This is a genomic window from Ensifer sp. YR511 (genome assembly GCF_900103045.1).
In the GTDB taxonomy this organism is placed as follows: Bacteria; Pseudomonadota; Alphaproteobacteria; order Rhizobiales; family Rhizobiaceae; genus Ensifer; species Ensifer adhaerens.
Genome location: NZ_FNGR01000013.1, coordinates 117814 through 134617, shown reverse-complemented (window position 1 = coordinate 134617; position 16804 = coordinate 117814). Strand labels below are relative to the sequence as shown.

General features: G+C 62.9%; 15 protein-coding genes. 5 read left to right on the top strand and 10 right to left on the bottom strand.

What is annotated here, in order from left to right; translation table 11 throughout:
* Positions 1–248: 248 nt before the first annotated feature.
* The 5 genes from BLU15_RS21795 to BLU15_RS21775 form a co-directional block, all read right to left on the bottom strand.
* On the bottom strand, positions 249–2888 hold the full coding sequence (locus BLU15_RS21795; RefSeq protein ID WP_090298010.1) for a bifunctional diguanylate cyclase/phosphodiesterase: 2640 nt from the start codon (positions 2886–2888) through the stop codon (positions 249–251).
* A 132-nt stretch (positions 2889–3020) separates the two neighbouring features.
* Entirely contained in the window at positions 3021–3206 is a 186-nt protein-coding gene (locus tag BLU15_RS21790) for a DUF3008 family protein (protein ID WP_089044918.1), read from the bottom strand.
* A gap of 63 nt (positions 3207–3269) precedes the next feature.
* Positions 3270–4889, bottom strand: a complete 1620-nt coding sequence (locus BLU15_RS21785) for a cisplatin damage response ATP-dependent DNA ligase (RefSeq protein WP_090298007.1) — start codon at positions 4887–4889, stop codon at positions 3270–3272.
* A gap of 4 nt (positions 4890–4893) precedes the next feature.
* Complete coding sequence (locus BLU15_RS21780; protein ID WP_060517502.1) at positions 4894–5904, bottom strand: ligase-associated DNA damage response exonuclease; 1011 nt, start codon at positions 5902–5904, stop codon at positions 4894–4896.
* Between the two features lie 88 nt (positions 5905–5992).
* Positions 5993–6946: a nucleoside hydrolase gene (locus BLU15_RS21775; RefSeq protein WP_089044921.1), complete on the bottom strand. Its 954-nt coding sequence runs from the start codon at positions 6944–6946 to the stop codon at positions 5993–5995.
* Positions 6947–7150: 204 nt separating this feature from the next.
* Between BLU15_RS21775 and BLU15_RS21770 the strand changes: the two genes are divergently transcribed.
* Entirely contained in the window at positions 7151–7474 is a 324-nt protein-coding gene (locus BLU15_RS21770; RefSeq protein WP_060581254.1) for a hypothetical protein, read from the top strand.
* 199 nt (positions 7475–7673) lie between these two features.
* Positions 7674–8333: a hypothetical protein gene (locus tag BLU15_RS21765; protein ID WP_090298101.1), complete on the top strand. Its 660-nt coding sequence runs from the start codon at positions 7674–7676 to the stop codon at positions 8331–8333.
* A gap of 98 nt (positions 8334–8431) precedes the next feature.
* On the opposite strand, the gene lysS is transcribed toward BLU15_RS21765, so the two are convergent.
* Together lysS and gltX are read right to left on the bottom strand one after the other, a co-directional pair.
* Entirely contained in the window at positions 8432–9928 is a 1497-nt protein-coding gene (gene lysS, locus BLU15_RS21760; protein WP_090298004.1) for a lysine--tRNA ligase, read from the bottom strand.
* A gap of 10 nt (positions 9929–9938) precedes the next feature.
* Complete coding sequence (gene gltX, locus BLU15_RS21755) at positions 9939–11396, bottom strand: glutamate--tRNA ligase (protein ID WP_090298001.1); 1458 nt, start codon at positions 11394–11396, stop codon at positions 9939–9941.
* Between the two features lie 257 nt (positions 11397–11653).
* Here gltX and BLU15_RS21750 point away from each other — a divergent pair, with 257 nt between their 5' ends.
* Together BLU15_RS21750 and BLU15_RS21745 are read left to right on the top strand one after the other, a co-directional pair.
* Positions 11654–12001 (top strand): ArsR/SmtB family transcription factor, encoded by a 348-nt coding sequence (locus BLU15_RS21750; protein ID WP_043618487.1) that lies wholly within the window; start codon positions 11654–11656, stop codon positions 11999–12001.
* Positions 12002–12227: 226 nt separating this feature from the next.
* Positions 12228–12608 (top strand): VOC family protein, encoded by a 381-nt coding sequence (locus BLU15_RS21745; protein ID WP_060581256.1) that lies wholly within the window; start codon positions 12228–12230, stop codon positions 12606–12608.
* 239 nt (positions 12609–12847) lie between these two features.
* On the opposite strand, the gene BLU15_RS21740 is transcribed toward BLU15_RS21745, so the two are convergent.
* From BLU15_RS21740 to BLU15_RS21730, 3 genes are all read right to left on the bottom strand, one after another.
* Complete coding sequence (locus BLU15_RS21740; protein ID WP_034787044.1) at positions 12848–13597, bottom strand: TerC family protein; 750 nt, start codon at positions 13595–13597, stop codon at positions 12848–12850.
* A gap of 169 nt (positions 13598–13766) precedes the next feature.
* Positions 13767–14606, bottom strand: coding sequence for an AraC family transcriptional regulator (locus BLU15_RS21735; RefSeq protein ID WP_034787039.1), 840 nt, complete (start codon positions 14604–14606; stop codon positions 13767–13769).
* Positions 14607–14717: 111 nt separating this feature from the next.
* A complete protein-coding gene (locus BLU15_RS21730) occupies positions 14718–15389 on the bottom strand; it encodes a TetR/AcrR family transcriptional regulator (protein ID WP_226020723.1) in 672 nt (223 codons plus the stop codon).
* Between the two features lie 191 nt (positions 15390–15580).
* On the opposite strand from BLU15_RS21730, the gene BLU15_RS21725 reads away from it, so the two are divergent.
* Complete coding sequence (locus BLU15_RS21725) at positions 15581–16792, top strand: HlyD family secretion protein (RefSeq protein WP_034787034.1); 1212 nt, start codon at positions 15581–15583, stop codon at positions 16790–16792.
* Positions 16793–16804 lie beyond the last annotated feature (12 nt).

Sequence of the window (16804 nt, the reverse complement as noted above, 5' to 3'; positions counted from 1 at the left end):
AATGCACAAGGGACGCACCAGGATTTTGATTCTAGAGCATCTTTTCCGCTTTCAGTGGTTCCACTTGAAGCGGGACACTCTAGAGGCCCGAAAGGGCGGTCGCATCAGCGACTGCCGCAGGTGATGCCGCCATTCCCAAGAATGTGGAGGCAGGCAATTGTTTTTATGGCGATTCGCGGCAGGGCTGCCAAGCCTCAAGCCTGCGAAAAATGCACGCACCTGCGCTTTTTAGCTGTGGCCGAAGCCTCTCAGGCTGCCAGCCACCGACGCTCGAAGGCGAAGGTCGCAAGGTCGTTGGCGCTCATGGGCCGCGCGAAAGCATAACCTTGCAGCCCATGGCAGCCGAGTTCCTTCAGGATGGCCGCGTGTTCGAGGGTCTCGACGCCTTCGGCGATCACTTCGATGCCGAGCGACGTGCCGATGTCGATGATGGACTCGACCAGACGCTTTTCGGCTGGGGATTTGAGGATCGGCAGGACGAGCTGGCGGTCGATCTTCAAGCGCCGCGGCGTCAGCTTCAGCAGGCTGACGATGGATGCATAGCCGGTGCCGAAATCGTCGATCTCGATGGCGATGCCGAGTTCCTTGATCCGGCGGATGTTCGACAGGACCGTCATGTCGCTTTCGTCGAAGGAGATCGATTCCAACAGTTCAAACGACAGGCGGCCGGCCGGGATCTGCAACTGTTCCAGGCGCTCGATCAGATTTTCGTCGTGAAGCCGGGCATAGGAGAGATTGACAGAGACTTTGGGGATACGAATGCCGCTTGCTTCCCAGCGATAGATCTGGAACAGCGCCTGCTCCAGGATCGCCTGGTCGATCGCGGCCACAACATTGATGTCTTCGGCCGTCTTCAGGAACGTGTGTGGGCCGAGCAGGCCCTTGGTCGGATGGTCCCAGCGCGCCAGCGCCTCGACACCGATGATGTCGAGCGAGCGCGGGCAGAACTGCGGCTGGAAATACGCGATGAATTCGTTGTGTTCGAGCCCGCGCAGGATCTCGTCGGCCGTCTGCTTGGTCTTGAAGACGGCCGTCTTCAGTTCGCCGGTAAAGATCTCGTGGCGGTTGCGGCCGCGGCGCTTGGCTTCATAGAGCGCGATGTCGGCGTTGACGAGCACGTGCGACAGCTCTTCGCTCGTCTGGCTTTGGGCGGCGATGCCGATGCTGACGCCGATGCGGCACTCCTGGTCCTTGTAGCGGACGGGCACGCTCATCGCCTCGATGATGCGTGACGCCAGCCGGGCATCCGGCTCGATGCCTCCATCCTGGCGGACGAGCACGAATTCGTCGCCGCCGATGCGGGCGACGAAGTCCTTTTCGTCGGCATTGCCGCGCAGAAGCTCGGCGGCATGCCGCAGGATCTCGTCACCCGCCGCGTGGCCGAGCGTATCGTTGATCTGCTTGAAGCGGTCGAGGTCCATGTGGAAGATGCTGAGTTTCGCCTCCCGCGCGAAATGCCGGTCGCGATCGGCCAGGACCTGGTCGAGGAAACGCCGGTTTGGCAGGCCGGTCAGCGGATCGTGCAGCGCGTTGAACTCCATGCGATGGCGCGCCGCTTCGAGTTCGACGCTGTGCGCCTCGGCCGTGCGCTTGGCTTCGAAAAGCGTTTCGCGGGTTTCGAAGTCGGCGGTCACGTCCCAGTTGACCCCGACGATCTTCCTGTGCCCGTCGGCGCCGATATAGAAGGAGCCGTTGGCCCGGATGTGGCGCGTGCTGCCGTCGGGCAGGCGAACGCGGAAGTCGGAATTGTAGGCGAGCCCGGATTCCAGCGCCTCGGCAAATTCCCGCTCGGCGCGGTCGAGGTCGTCCGGGTGCAGCGCGTCCTTCCAGTCGTCATAGGCCTGACGCAACGACGTCTTTTGCCCATAGAGTTCCTTGGTCCGCTCGTCCCAGAGCAGCTTCTTGCTGGCGATGTCGAGTTCCCAGATGCCGATCTGGGAGGAGTCGAGCGCGATCTTCAGCCGATGGGACAGTTCCTGGAGCTGCGCCTTGCTGTATCTGAGCGCACGAATGTTGCCTTGCCGCTCGCTCAAGAGGCGCCCGGTCAACACCATCGGCAGGATGATCATCAGTCCGCCGATGACGATGAGGCCGCGGATGAGCCAGGCGTTGCCCGCCGTCGTCGGCCAACCGCCCTTCGGAACGGCTGCGATATGCCAGGAACCGCCGGGTAGGAGCACGGTCATTTCGACCGGCGAGCCACGGAAAATATTGGCGTCGCCGTAAAAGACCGGACCTTGCGCGCCTGTGCCGTCCTGACCGGCAATGGCGACGTCTATGCCGAGTTCATCGGAAGAAAGGCCGCTGTCGCGATAGAGCCGGTCCACGTCGATGATGGCCGAGACGATGCCCCAGAAGCGGTTGCTGCCGCCGCCGGCGTCGATCGATACGGGGAAGCGGCCGATCAGCCCTTTGCCGCCCTGGACGAGATCGACAGGCCCGGCAAGCACCATTTGGCCGGTGTCCTTTACGCGCATGACGGCGGCGCGCTGCGCTTCGTTCCGGCGGTAGTCGAGGCCGAGTGCGCGGCGATTTTGTTCGAGCGGGTAGACGAGCGAGACGATCAGATTGGGCGCAGCCGCGATGCTGCGCAATTGCGAGCGCTCGGTGAAGACGCTGCGCGACAGCGCGGCGAAGCGCTGCTGATCCATTGCCGGCTCGGTGACCAGCGTGCCGATCAGCCCGCGCACGAGCTGGATGTTGCCGTTGACGTTGGCCTCGAGCTTGGAGCGGATGGGATTGAGTTCCTCGGCGACGCGCGCGCGCTGGCGCGCCTCGTCGACCACCTGGTTCTGGTTGTCCGCAAGGATGCCAGCGACCAGAACCACGAAGGCGGCAATGATCGCCGGAAGATAGCTCGGCGTCAAAACCCTGGCGAGCCTCTTCATCCCGAGGTTGAAAGCATGTCTGGCAGGCACGAAACACCCCGGCGGCACGCGAATGGCTATGTCTTGAGCCGGATAATCCCAAAAGGGTCTTAATAAACCTTGTTTTAGGTTCCGCTTTTATTCCTTCGCGTCTCAGTCACCTTTGTGCTCGGGCAGCTTCTTGTGCTTGGTTTCTGCAAGGTCTTCGAGTTCACCTTCGCTCATGGATTTTTCCATTTCGCGCGAGGCGCCCTTGAGGCTGGATTTCTTGACGTCGCCGCGCTTGGCGGCAAGGGCAGCGCCGGCTGCACGCTGTTGGGCTTTCGACTGGGCTGGCATGGCACATCGCCTTTCGGTTGGTTGCCCTGGCCAACGCGAGGCAGCGCCGGATGTTCCGCGAAGCTAGGTATTCTCCCGCGCCTCGATCATCGCCTGCAGCGTCTCCAGCCGGTCGGCGTCACGCGGCAGCTTGTCCTGTCTCAGGCGCGCGATGCGCGGGAAGCGCATGGCGACGCCCGACTTGTGGCGGCTCGAGCGGTTGATACCCTCGAAGGCGACCTCGACAACGAAACCGAACTCGGGCTCGGCCCTGACGGCGCGCACCGGCCCGAAGCGCTCGGTCGTATTGTCCCGGACGAAACGGTCGAGAATTTCCAGTTCGGCGTCGGTGAAGCCGAAATAGGCCTTGCCGACCGGTACCAGCGTTTCCTTTCCGTCGATGTCGGTCCAGACGCCGAAGGTGTAATCGGAGTAGTAGCTCGAGCGCTTGCCGTGGCCGCGCTGGGCATACATCAGCACCGCGTCGATGTTGAAGGGCGCGCGCTTCCACTTGAACCACGGGCCTTTGGCGCGGCCCGGCGTATAGGGCGAATCCAGCCGTTTCAGCATGATGCCCTCGATCACCGGATCGGGCGGGTCGGCGCGCAGGCTGTCGAGTTCTTGCCAGGACGCGAAGGGCACCAGCGGCGACAGGTCGAAATGCTGCGGCGAGGCGCGCTCGACGAGGTCGGCGAGCCGCGCGCGTCGTTCGACGAAACCCAGTGGGCGAACGTCCTCTTCGCCTGAGAAGAGAATGTCATAGGCGCGGACGAAGGCCGGATAGGTCTCGATGAGCTTAGGGCTGACCGTCTTGCGGTTCAGCCGTTGCTGCAGGTCGGCGAAAGTTCGGGTTGCGCGGTTGGTGCGCGCGGTGCCGCCGACGAGCAGTTCGCCATCGATCACCCCGGTGAAGTCGGCGGCCTCCAGGACGTCGGGAAAGGCGCCGGAAATCTCGTCGCCACTGCGGGAATAGAGCCGGCGCACGCCGCCGATATTGGCAAGCTGCACGCGGATCCCGTCCCACTTCCATTCGGCAGCGAAGTCCTTGGGGTCGAGCCCGTCGAGATCGCCGTCGCCGACAGGATTGGCGAGCATGACCGAATGAAAGACGGCCGGCGTCGAAAGCTCGGGCTTTTCCGCCTCGCCCGAAAGCCAGCGGAAGAGCGGCAGATAGGGCGGCGACAGGCCGTGCCAGAGGGTCTCGATCTCGGCGACGTCCTTGCCGCCCATGTCGGCGAGCGCCTGCTTGGCGAGCTTCGCCGATACCCCGATGCGAAGGCCGCCCGTCACAAGTTTGAGGAAGGCGAAGCGCGCCGACGTATCCAATCGGTCGAGCATGTCGCGAACGACGCCGCGCACATCGGCCCGTCCGGTCCTTTGCAGACGCTCGATGGCCTCGCCAAGCGGAATGTCCGCCTCTACGGTGCCGGTAGGCGGCTCCCAGACGAGCGACACCGTTTCGGCGAGGTCACCGACATAGTCGTAGGAATACTGGAAAAGCACCGCGTCCATGCGTTCGAGCAAGAGGTCGCGGATCATCGCCGGCTTGACGGTGTTGAGCGACAGCGTGCCGGCGATCGCCGCGAGCGCATAGCCGCGATCCGGATCCGGCGCGGTCCGGAAGTAATCGACAAGCAGGCGGATCTTGGCATTGCGCTGCGGGCTGAGGACGAGGCGGTCGAGCAGTTCGGCGAAGGCGCGCATCTCGTCACTCTCCCTCGTCGTCGTAGCCGACGAGGTGAAGCGGGCGGGCGGCGATGCCCTTGAGCTCGCACCAGCGCACCAGCGCTTCCTCGCGTCCGTGCGTGACCCAGACCTCGGCCGGCGCGATCTCGGTGATCGTTGCCGTCAGTTCGGCCCAGTCACAATGGTCGGAGATGATCAATGGCAGCTCGACGCCCCGCTGTTTCGCTCGTTGCCGGATCAACATCCAGCCGGAAGCGAAACTGGCAATCGGGTCGGAGAAGCGCCGCGACCAGCGATCGGCGAAGGCGGCGGGCGGGCCGATCACGATCGTGCCCCTGAAATCCTGCTTTTCGTCGGCGGCAAGCGTTGCCGGGCGCAGGTCGCCGAGGTCGATGCCCTGGCTCTGATAGTAGTCGCACAGCCGTTGCAGGGCGCCATGGATGAAGATCGGCTGGTGATACCCCTCTTCGCGCAGGAGTGCGATCACCCGCTGCGCCTTGCCGAGCGCATAGGCACCGACCACGTGCGTGCGCTCGGGAAACTGGGCGAGCGACGTCAGCAATTTGCGGGTTTCCGCGCGATCGTCCGGGTGGTGGAAGACCGGCAGGCCGAAGGTCGCTTCGGTGATGAAGACATCGCAGGCGACCGGCTCGAAGCCGGCGCAGGTCGGATCCCGTCGTCGCTTGTAGTCGCCAGACGCGACGATGCGCACGCCGTTTGCACGAACGGAGATCTGCGCCGAGCCGAGTACATGACCGGCCGGATGGAAGCCCACGTCGACGCCATTGACGACAAGGGGTTCACCGAGGCTGATCGCCTGGCTCGTGCCGCAGAAGTCGTCGCCGTAGCGGATGCGCATGATGTCGAGGGTCTCGCGGGTGGCGAGCACGTGGCCGTGCCCCGCGCGGGCATGGTCGGAATGGCCGTGTGTGATCAGCGCCCTTTCGACCGGTTGAACCGGGTCGATGTAGAAGTCACCGATCGGGCAATAGAGGCCTTTGGGGGCGGGGTAGAGCAGGGCGTCCGGTTTCATGGACTGAAAGATAGCCGGCGAATGCGCATTCGCCAGCCGTCTTGTTCAAGTTTTTCAAGGCGCAACATTTGCTGCGCCTCGATCAGGTTCAGCCGGGCAGAACCAGCGTGTCGATAATGAGCTTCAGCGTGCGGGCGGCATCGATGTCGATGCAGGCCTTCTGGCTCGGAAGATCGTCCCAGGGGCTTGGCGGGAACAAACGGTTGTCGGGGCTCTGGATCGTCTGGCCGTCGGCAATGCCGCCGCAGACGACACGGATCGATCCGCTCCTGACGGTGAAGAGGTCGGGCGCCACGACATAGGCGCAGGCGCAGCTGTCATGCACGACCATGCCGTCGGGCACGTGCTGCTCGTAGAAGGTGACGTAGAATTTCGAGATATCGGCAAGCAGCTTGCCGGCGTCGCCGCCGCGTTCGGCGATATCGGCGATCATCGCCTTGGTCATCACGGTCTGGGTGGTGACGTCGAGGCCAACGACGGTGACCGGCCAGGGGGCCGTCATGACGACGTCGGCGGCTTCCGGGTCGCCGTGGATGTTGGCCTCGGCAGCCGGCGTGATGTTGCCGTTGACGTCGAAGGCGCCACCCATGATGACGACTTCGCGCACGAGCGCTGCGAAATCGGGATCCTCGCGCAGCGCCAGCGCCAGGTTGGTCATGCGGCCAACGGCGATCAGCGTCACTTCGCCGGGATGGGCGCGAACGGTGTCGATGATGAAGCGGTGCGCCGGGCGCGGATCGACCGGCAGGTCGACCGTCTCGGGCACGTCGATGTTGCCGAGGCCATCGTCACCGTGGATGAAGGTCGGCCAGCCGACATGCGGGCGGTCGGGATTGAAAGTCTTGTCGAGACCCTTGGCGACGGGCGCACCGATGCCCCAACGCTGCTTCAGGAACAGCGCGTTGCGGGTAGTGGTTTCGACCGAGGCGTTGCCGAATACGGTGGTGATGCCGATCAGGTCGATGGCCGGGTGACGGTGCAGGAAAAGCAGCGCCATTGCATCGTCGATGCCCGGATCCGTATCAAAGATGACTTTATGCATTCTCGTTCTTCTTTTCTTGTTCTTGTGTTTGACGGCTCGCAATGGAGGCAAGATGGCCGCGAATGTCAATCGCCATCCGGGTTGACGCGAGGAGCGGCCGTGCCTCTGGCCATGGTTTCCATGGGAACATCACCAACCGGGCGAGCATGGCAAGCTTTGCGTGTGGATGGGAACGGCTCATCCAGTCAATCGGGAGGTAATGTCATGCATCGGCTGGTCCTTGTTTCCATGATCGTCGTCACCGCGGCAACGTCGTTTGCCGCTCCCTCCTTTGCCCAAAGTGCCGGTGGCAAGGGCCGCGGTGGCGGTGGTGGCGGACACGGTTCTTCCAACAGCAGCGACTGGTATGCCGGCATCGGTTCCTTCACCCATGCCAACGACAGCTACAACCGGCGGCGCCCCAAGGTCATCCTGACGAAGTCGGGCGCCAATTGCGTCGAAAACCGCCGGTGGATCGATGCCTCGGGCAAGGTGCATCTTTCGCCTTATCGCGAGTGCCGCGACCGGATCGATATCGCCGTCGACTGATCGGCGTGCATGCTTCAGGCAGGAGGCCGGCGCACAATCACCGGCCTCCTGTCTGTTGATCTGCCACCCGCCGGTGTCTTGCGGGTTGCCGGCAGATCGCTACCGCAATTTAAACTTTCCGAAAGGTCGCGCGCCTAATGTTGTGCTGCCCGTTCCGGGCTTTCTGCAATTTCTGGATATGATGGCGGAGTCCACGCTCGTGAAGGCTATCCTCGGCAAGATCAGGCCATCAAAGAGACTGCTCGTCATTCTCACGGCGGCTTTCGGTGTTTCCGCCGCTTCGGGCGGTGCTGCCGTCTATGTCAGCCGCGATGCGCTCATGGCGGAACTTTCCAAGCCGAAGGTTTCGGGCCTCGAGTGTACGACCATTCGCACGTTGAAGCTCGGCCACAACGGCCAGCGCTGGATCCGCATGCACGTCAAGACCGACCGCGCCGACGGCCAGGCGCGCATGCGCACGGCGTTGCGCGTCGTGGGCGCCCTGGCGAAGGCCGAGCGGGCAGATCTCTATCAGGTCGTCGTGCTCGATTCCGCAGGTCCCGAAAACCGGGCTGACGTGCGCGGTGCGGCGATCGGTGCGGAGGTGCTCTTCGCCCCCGGTCCGCGGAGCGTTCCGGGCATGAGCGAGACGTTTCGGGCGTTCTACAATGACGGCACGGCAAATTCTGTCGGCGTCTTCCATGGCAAGACCGTCGACCTTTCGATGGACGACATCCGCGCGATGATGGCGGCCATGGACGACCATTCGCCATGCATCGACCCGTCGGCCGCACCGGCCGATGGCGTGAGCGCCGAGGGCGGCGCCGGTGAGCAGGAGGCCAAGCCGGCCGAGACCGCCGAGGCGCCTGCGGGCCACTAGGCCCGGGTTACGTTCGGTAATCCGTTCTTTCTGAGAATTGAAAAAAGGCCCGGCGCGTGAGCGGCGGGCCTTCGTGTTCGTGGGTTTTGCGACCTTGATCAGTCAGCCTTCTGCCGGCGGGCCGGGAAGAGGATGACGTCGCGGATCGACGGTGCGTTGGTGAGCAGCATGATCAGGCGGTCGACGCCGATGCCGAGGCCACCGGCCGGCGGCATGCCCTGGTCGATCGCGTCAAGGAACTCGTCGTCGAGCTGCTTGGCCTTTTCTCCGCGGGCGTGCGCCTGTTCCAGCTGCTCGACCATCCGGGCGCGCTGCTCTTCCGGATCGTTGAGTTCGGAGAAGGCGTTGCCCAGTTCCCAGGCGTTGCAATAGGTCTCGAAACGCTCGACGAGGCGCGGTTCGCCCGGCACTTCCTTGGCAAAGGGCGAGATGTCCTTCGGGAAATGCGTGACGTGGGCCGGCTGGATCAGCGTGCCTTCGACCCTCTCTTCGAAGATGAAGGCGAGGCACTCGCCCCAGGTCCAGTCCTTCTCGACCTCGAAGCCGGCAGCCTTGGCGGCAGCGCGGGCTTCTTCGTCGGTCTTCATCGCCAGGAAGTCGATGCCGGTCGCTTCCTTGACAGCGTCGGGCATCGGCACGCGGCGGAACGGACCCTTGAAGGAGATTTCCTTGTCGCCATAGGCAAACTCGGTCGAGCCGTGGATCGCCATGGCAAGCTCACCGAACAGCCGCTCGACGAGGTCCATGATGTCCTCGTAGTCGGCATAGGCCCAGTAGCACTCCATCATGGTGAATTCCGGATTGTGCCGGGTGGAGACGCCTTCGTTACGGAAGTTGCGGTTGATCTCGAAGACCTTGTCGGTGAGGCCCGAAACCAGCGTGCGCTTCAGGTACAGTTCCGGCGCGATGCGCAGGAACATGTCGAGCTTCAGCGTGTTGTGATGCGTCTTGAACGGCTCGGCGGTGGCGCCGCCGTAGACCGAGTGCAGCATCGGCGTTTCGACTTCCATGAAGCCGTCGTTTTCCATGAAGCGGCGGATGCCCGAGACGATCTTGCTGCGCTGCTGGAAGCGCAGCTTCGATTCCTCGTTGGTCATGATGTCGAGGTGGCGCTTGCGGTAGCGGATCTCGATGTCGGAGAGGCCGTGCCACTTTTCGGGCATCGGCAGCAGCGACTTCGTCAGCATGGTGATTGCCTGGGCGTTGATCGTCAGCTCACCACGCTTGGTGCGGCGAACGACGCCGGTCACGCCGATGATATCGCCGATGTCGATCATCGGCAGCAGCGCGCGGGCGTCTTCCGGCGTGGTGTCCTTGTGGCTGAAGATCTGGATCTTGCCGGAGGCGTCATGGATGTCCATGAACATGCCGGAGTTGCGCGAGGAATAGACGCGGCCGGCAACGGTCACGACATCCTGGGTCTCGGTGTCCGGCTCCAGGCTCTCGTACTTTGCGGTCAGCTCGGCATTGCTCATCGTCCGGTGGAAATGCGCCGGATAGACGTCGCCGATCTGCTCGCGCAAAAGCTTCAGCTTCTGTGCGCGCACTTCCGTGGCGTCGGAGGAGAGGCCAGTGGTCTCGGTCTTGTCGTTCATCGTGCTCTCCTTACTTTCCGCTACCGGCCATGGAGGCGACCACCTGGGACGCGACCTTGAGGCGCTGGCGGACCACGGCGCGGCCGAGGATTTCCATGCTGTCGAACAGCGGCAGCGAGCGCTGCGAGCCGGACACAGACACGAAGAGCGGCGCCAGGATCACCTTCAGCTTCTTGCCCATGCGCTCGGCGACCGCGCGCAGTTCGGCTTCGATCGATTCCTTGTTCCATTCGAGGATCTTTTCAAGGTCCGGCTGAACGGTGTTGAGGATCTCGAGCAGTTCTTCGGGCGTCGACTTGACGCCGGCGAAGGCTTCGGGCTTGAGGCCGAGGTCGGACTTCAAGAGGAAGCTTGCGAGATCAGGCAGTTCGCCGAGCTTCGAAATGCGCGACTGGCTGAGCTTCAGGCCCTGTTTCAGGCGGTCGTTTTCCATGGCCCAGGCAAGGACGCGGGCGGCGAATTCTTCTTCCGAAAGCTTCTCGCGGATCCAGCGGGCGTTCAGCCAGTCGAGCTTCTGGATGTCGAAGATCGCGCCGGCCTTGGAGAGGTTCTCCGAGTCGAACTTTGCAGCCAGTTCCTCGATCGTCAGCAACTCCTCGCCTTCGGCGATCTGGATGAAGAACAGGCCGAGGAAGTTCATCAGCGCTTCCGGCAGATAGCCAAGCGCCGTGTAGTACGAGATCGACGTCGGGTTCTTGCGCTTCGACAGCTTCGACTTGTCGGCATTGCGCATCAGCGACAGGTGCATGAAGACCGGCGGCTCGAGGCCGAGATAGCGGTAGATCAGGATGTGCTTCGGCACGGAGGCCAGCCACTCCTCGCCGCGGGCGACGTGGGTGATCTTCATCAGGTGGTCGTCGACGACGTTGGCCATGTGGTAGGTCGGCATGCCGTCGGCCTTCAAGAGGACCTGCATGTCGACGGCATCCCACGGAATTTCCACGTCGCCATAGACGCCGTCGGTAAACTTGCACGAGCCCTCGGTCGGGATCTTCATGCGCACGACATGCGGCTCGCCGGCGGCAACGCGCGAGGTCACTTCTTCGGCGGACAGGTGGAGACACAGGCCGTCATACTTCGACGGCTTGCCGGCGGCGCGCTGGCTCTCGCGCATCTGCTCGAGCCGCTCGGGCGTGCAGAAGCAGCGGAAGCCGTGACCATTCTCGACGATCTTCTCGACGTAGGGGCGGTACATGTCCTTGCGGTCGCTCTGGCGGTAGGGACCATAGGGACCACCGACATCAGGACCTTCCGACCATTCGAGCCCGCACCATTTCAGCGCGTCCAGCACCTTCTGTTCGAACTCGGGCGTCGAGCGGGTGGCATCGGTGTCTTCGATGCGCAGGATGAACTCGCCGCCGTGCTTCTTTGCGAAGAGGTAGTTGAACAGAGCGATGTAGGCGGTGCCGACATGCGGCTCGCCGGTGGGGGAGGGTGCGATGCGTACCCGGACTGCTGAATTTGCCATGGTCTTTGCCCGTCTGACGTGCTTTTCGCCCCTTGCCGGAGAAGAAACCGGCCGCCGGGGGCGCGCATTTTATGGGAAGGAAAGGCCCGCAAGGGTGCCGCAACAACGGTATCGGCAGGCTATTCCAATAGGCTCGCGTGAGACCATAGAACGCCGATCATGTCAACGGAAACCCGATCACGCCGGTTTTTGTTGACACTGCCGCCAGCGGGCGTTAATGAACCAAAAGGTTATTTAACTGAAAGGTTTTTTAGAAAATGCCGGAAGATCGCTTGTCGACGACGCTCTCAGCCCTGGCCGATCCAACGCGAAGGGCCATTCTCGCCCGCCTCGCACTTGGAGAGGCCTCGGTCGGCGAGCTGGCGGAGCCCTTCGAAATGAGCCTGCCGGCAGTCTCCAAGCATCTCAAGGTTCTCGAGCGCGCCGGGCTGATCAGCCGTGGCCGCGAAGCGCAGTGGCGACCATGCAAGCTCGAAGCCGCTCCGCTGAAGGACGTCAACAGCTGGCTCGACGGCTATCGTCGCTTCTGGGAGCAGAAGTTCGACCGTCTCGACGCCTATCTGCAGGAACTCCAGCATATCGACCCCGGTGCCGGCAAGAACTGATCGCCGCCCCGTCTTCCGTCCTTGGCCGTTCTGCGCTAAGCAGGGGACGTCGAAAAAGGCAGGACCGGATATGGTAAGCCCGGTCCCTTCGGTTTTCTAAACGAAGCTCTGCTCGAACGTCTCGTTCGAACCCGCGACGTGGTTCCGATGCAATCGCATCGGTCCGCGGCGGGGTGTATGCAATCGACGCAGTCCGCCGCGTTTCTCGAACACGGAGACTGTAAACATGCGACTGAACCATATCGACCTCTATAGCCCTGTCGTTGCCGAAACGGCGTCCTTCCTCATCGATCATTTCGGCCTGACGCTGGTCGAAAAGCGCGGCAACGATGCCTTTTTCCGCCTGACGGACGGTTCCGGCCTGGTGCTCGTCGTCAGCCCGCCGATCACTGCGCTCGGCGGCGGCGACCAGGTCAGCCTCGGGACCCAGACCTACCACATAGGCTTTTTGCTGCCGGTGCGGGCCGACGTCGACGATGCCTATCAGCGGGTGCTTGGATCCGGCGCCCAGGTGATCCCGCCTGCCGATCGGCACGGCGCCTATGTTTTCTACGTAGTGATACCCGGCAACATTCTGGTCGAGGTCGGCCATCGCCCGGATGTTTGAGCGGCTGAAACCGGATCGGAACGTTTCCTGAGGAGATGCGTTGTCCAACCAGAAGGCGTGGGGACTGGCCCCGGCAAGCTTGGCGGAAAGAGGAAACGACCCCGTTTGTCTTGCCGCTGATGGCTCGCGGTTGACGGCCGGTCAGCCGGGCTCCGCGTCTTCCAGAACTCCCGCAAGCAGAAGGCCCGCATCTTGGATGCGGGCCTTTCTCATGACGGGATTGTTTTCGGCCCGGCGCGTCAGTCGAGCTTTCCGGCCTTCCTCAGGCGCGCATTGCGCGCGACCATGTTGAGGATTTCGACGAGCGCCGAGAAGGCCATGGCGGCGTAGATGTAACCCTTCGGCACATGCAGGCCCATGCCTTCGGCGATCAGTGTCGTGCCGATCATCAGCAGGAAGGCGAGCGCCAGCATGACGATCGTCGGGTTCTTCTCGATGAAGTTGGCGAGCGGGTTGGCGGCAACGAGCATGACCGTGACGGCGGCGATGACGGCGATGACCATGATCGGCAGGTGCGGTGTCATGCCGACGGCGGTGATGATGCTGTCGACGGAGAAGACGAGGTCGAGCAAAAGGATCTGGGCGATCGCGGCGCCGAAGCTGTTGATCGCCGAGGAGGCGATAAAGTCCTCGCCGTGATCGGCCGGATCGACATTGTGGTGGATTTCCTTGGTCGCCTTCCAGACGAGGAACAGGCCGCCGGCGATCAGGATCATGTCCTTCCAGGAGAAGCCGTGGCCGAAGGCCTCGAACACCGGCGTCGTCAGCTTGACGATCCAGGCAACCGTGCCGAGCAGCGCAAGGCGCATGACGAGGGCAAGGGCGATACCGATGCGCCGGGCCTTTTCGCGATGCTCGACAGGCAGCTTGTTGGTGAGGATCGAGATGAAGATCAGGTTGTCGATGCCGAGAACCACCTCCATGACGACCAGGGTGACGAGGGCGACCCAGGCGGCGGGGTCTTGAGCAAGCAACAGGATATCCTGCATCGGCGATCTTTCTCTTTCAGCACTTCAAAAGTTCCACAGCGCCGCGCGTCCGATGGACGCGCGGCGCTGTGGGGGATGGCGCGTCGACGCGCAAGAATCGCCGAAAGTATTTAAGAAACATTGCGGAAGAGACAAGCGCCGCTGCCCGATTGCAGCGGCGCTTTACCGTTTACGATTTGACAGGAATCCACATTTCGACCACGCCCATGCCCGAATGCGGGTCAAAGCGCGCATCATAGCGTTCGATGAGGTCGGGCGTTTCTCCATGCTGCAGTCCGGATTCGGGCAGCCATGTGCCGAAGACGTAGTCGGCGGTTTTGGCGATCGCGGAGATGTGCCCGCGATGCAGAAAGACGGCGTAGCGCTGCTTCGGCAGCCGTAGCGTCGAAAAGCCTTCCGCCAGGTCGTCGGCGTCGCTGATTTCGGCCGCCGCCATGTAGCGGAAGGTGCCAGCCTCGCCGTTGCTGTCGGTGCACACACCGTAGGCGATGTCGCCTCTCTGTCCGGGTATCGCGCCGAAATGGCGATTGAACCGTTGCCAGAGCGACGGGATGCCTTCGGTGCGGCCGTAGGTGTAGGTTTCCGAAAGGCCCGCCAGAAGCAATGGCGGGCTGTCTTCGAAGCGGGGCGGGTCGATCTTGAGAAGGCGGGTATCGTCCATTCTTAAAGGCTCCATCAGCTCGATGTTTCGAATGTGCCTTTGCTTGCGAACCGTTTCGGGTGTCACGCCGAACTGGTCGCGAAAGGCACGGGTGAAAGCCTCGTGCGAGCTGTAGCCCGCATCGAGTGCCACCGAGAGGATGCTGATGGAGCCATCGGCAAGCGCGCTGGCGGCATCGCTGAGACGCCGTCCGCGGATATAAGCGGTGATCGAGCGGCCGGTGACCAGCCCGAAAACGCGCGAAAGATGGAAGCGCGAAAGGCCCGCGGCCCCGGCGATTTCATCCAGCGATATCTCTTTTGCGAAATGGCTCTCGATGAACCAGACCGCCCGTCCGATGGCACTCATCTTCACTCCCCTGGCAACGCCCTTTTGATAGGGGCTCGGCTGAAGGCGCGCTTGATCGAAATTGCTCGATTGAAACGCAGGAGGGCTGAAGGAGGTTCGGCGTCAGTCCGCCTATTTCTTCTTCTTCGGACCGTAGGCGGACATGAAGACGCGGACGGCGGCGGTCACCGTCGCCTCGATCTGTTCTTTCGGCGGTGCCGAACACATGCCGCCGAAAAGCCGGTGCTTGAAGAGGCCGGCTTGGGCCATCTCGATAAACTGGCGGGCGGCCATTTCTGTGTTGTCGATGTCGAGCACGCCGGTCGGGACCTGGCGGTCGAGATAGGCCTTGAGCACAGTGTAGCCGTTCTCCGGTGCTTCGCTGAAGAAGCGCTCGGCCAGATGCGGCATGCGGTCGATCACCCCGATCACCATGCGCATGGAGCGGATCGTCTCTTCCGCCGTCATGCTCGTCGTCAGCGTCACGCCGAAATCGTAGAGTGATTCTTCGACGTCGTCGTGATCGTTGAGCGCGTGCTTGGCGGTCTGGACCACCCGGGTCTTGCCCTTTATGATCAGTGCCTTGAACAAGTCTTCCTTGTTCTCGAAATAGACGTAGAGCGTGCCCTTGGAGACGCCCGCCTCGCGGGTGATGTCGTTCATGCTGGCGGCATCGAAACCCTGGCTCAGGAACGCGCGTCGCGCGCCTTCGAGGATCTGTTCACGCTTGGCTGGATCCTCGCCGGCGGCGTGACGGCCGCCACCCGAACAGAGATCCTCATCCATGCCGGCTGCCGGCTGCATGACGTCCTGGGTTCCGTTCTTTGCCTCGCTCATGATGGTCGCTTGTTTCCGCCCTGCTCATATTAAATTTAAGTCATCGAACCACGCGGTTCGATTTCCTCTTGATATGCGACCAGAAAGGGCCTATGTCAAGTTCCAATCGAACCGAACGGTTCAGTTCGTTCAGCAATCCTTAACCAGGCCGGTGCCCAATGTCCGCATCCAACACGTCCAGCGCTGCCCGCGTCCGTCCCGTCGACGAGACTTTCGAAGTGCAGCAGGAAACCGCGCTTGAGGCGAAGGCGCCCGCTGCGGAGCAGGCGGTCGCGCCGGCTCCGGCAAAGGAAGCCGCCGCGCCGCAGAAGAAGGCGCGCAAGCCCATCCTTCCCGTACTCGGCCTGGCGCTTCTGGCTGCTGGTGCCTGGTATGGCTACGACTGGTGGACCAATGGCCGCTTCATGATCTCGACCGATGACGCCTATATCGAAGGCGACATCGCGACGATTTCGCCGAAGGTTTCCGGTTATGTCGCCAAGGTCGACGCCGTCGCCAACCAGAAGGTGAAGGCCGGCGACCCGCTGGTCACGCTCGATGACGGCGACTACCGCATCGCCGCCGAGCAGGCCGAGGCGAAGATTGCCACCCAGAAGCTTGCGCTCAGCCGCTTCGATGCGCAGATCGCCGGCGCCAAGGCGAGCCTTGCCCAGACCGAAGCGCAGAAGAAGGCTCTCGAAGCGACGGTGCGCGGCGCCGAGCTCGCGCAGAAGCGCGCGAGCGACCTCCAGTCCAAGGCCGTTGGCACCGTCGCTTCGCTCGATAACGCCGATGTGGCGCTCGACCAGGCACGGGCAAATCTTGCCGGGGCAGACGCCAACATCGCCGCTGCCAACGCCAGCATCACCGTTCTCGAAGCGCAGCGCACGGAAGCCGAAAGCGAGATCCGTTCGCTGGAGCTTGCGCGCGACAAGGCCAACCGCGACCTCGGCTTCACCGTGCTGAAGGCGCCCTATGACGGCATCGTCGGCAACGTCGCGGTGCAGGTCGGCGACCTCGTGTCGGCCGGCCAGCGGCTTGCCGCCCTGGTTCCGGTCGACCAGCTCTATATCGACGCCAACTTTAAGGAGACCCAGATCGCCCATCTGGTGCCGGGCTCCAAGGTGAAGGTGCATGTCGACGCCTATGAGGATCATGCGATCGAAGGCACGGTCGCCTCGATCTCGCCGGCCTCCGGTTCGGTCTTCTCGCTGCTGCCGGCGGAAAACGCCACCGGCAACTTCACCAAGGTGATCCAGCGCGTGCCGGTGCGCATCACCCTGCCGGCCGACGTGCTGGCTGAAGGTCACCTGCGCGCGGGCTTGAGCGTTGTCGTCGACGTCGACACGCGCACAGCGCCGGATCAGACCAAGGTTGCCGCGACCAAGTAAGCGGACGAAATG

What these genes read in the sequence shown, in the direction of transcription:
- BLU15_RS21780 (WP_060517502.1), bottom strand. Translation starts at nt 5,904, where the DNA reads ATGAAACCGGACGCCCTGCTCTACCCCGCCCCCAAAGGCCTCTATTGC.
- BLU15_RS21730 (WP_226020723.1), bottom strand. Translation starts at nt 15,389, where the DNA reads ATGCAGCCGGCAGCCGGCATGGATGAGGATCTCTGTTCGGGTGGCGGC.
- BLU15_RS21740 (WP_034787044.1), bottom strand. Translation starts at nt 13,597, where the DNA reads ATGCAGGATATCCTGTTGCTTGCTCAAGACCCCGCCGCCTGGGTCGCC.
- BLU15_RS21785 (WP_090298007.1), bottom strand. Translation starts at nt 4,889, where the DNA reads ATGCGCGCCTTCGCCGAACTGCTCGACCGCCTCGTCCTCAGCCCGCAG.
- BLU15_RS21770 (WP_060581254.1), top strand. Translation starts at nt 7,151, where the DNA reads ATGCATCGGCTGGTCCTTGTTTCCATGATCGTCGTCACCGCGGCAACG.
- BLU15_RS21750 (WP_043618487.1), top strand. Translation starts at nt 11,654, where the DNA reads ATGCCGGAAGATCGCTTGTCGACGACGCTCTCAGCCCTGGCCGATCCA.
- BLU15_RS21795 (WP_090298010.1), bottom strand. Translation starts at nt 2,888, where the DNA reads ATGAAGAGGCTCGCCAGGGTTTTGACGCCGAGCTATCTTCCGGCGATC.
- BLU15_RS21790 (WP_089044918.1), bottom strand. Translation starts at nt 3,206, where the DNA reads ATGCCAGCCCAGTCGAAAGCCCAACAGCGTGCAGCCGGCGCTGCCCTT.
- lysS (WP_090298004.1), bottom strand. Translation starts at nt 9,928, where the DNA reads ATGAACGACAAGACCGAGACCACTGGCCTCTCCTCCGACGCCACGGAA.
- gltX (WP_090298001.1), bottom strand. Translation starts at nt 11,396, where the DNA reads ATGGCAAATTCAGCAGTCCGGGTACGCATCGCACCCTCCCCCACCGGC.
- BLU15_RS21725 (WP_034787034.1), top strand. Translation starts at nt 15,581, where the DNA reads ATGTCCGCATCCAACACGTCCAGCGCTGCCCGCGTCCGTCCCGTCGAC.
- BLU15_RS21775 (WP_089044921.1), bottom strand. Translation starts at nt 6,946, where the DNA reads ATGCATAAAGTCATCTTTGATACGGATCCGGGCATCGACGATGCAATG.
- BLU15_RS21735 (WP_034787039.1), bottom strand. Translation starts at nt 14,606, where the DNA reads ATGAGTGCCATCGGACGGGCGGTCTGGTTCATCGAGAGCCATTTCGCA.
- BLU15_RS21745 (WP_060581256.1), top strand. Translation starts at nt 12,228, where the DNA reads ATGCGACTGAACCATATCGACCTCTATAGCCCTGTCGTTGCCGAAACG.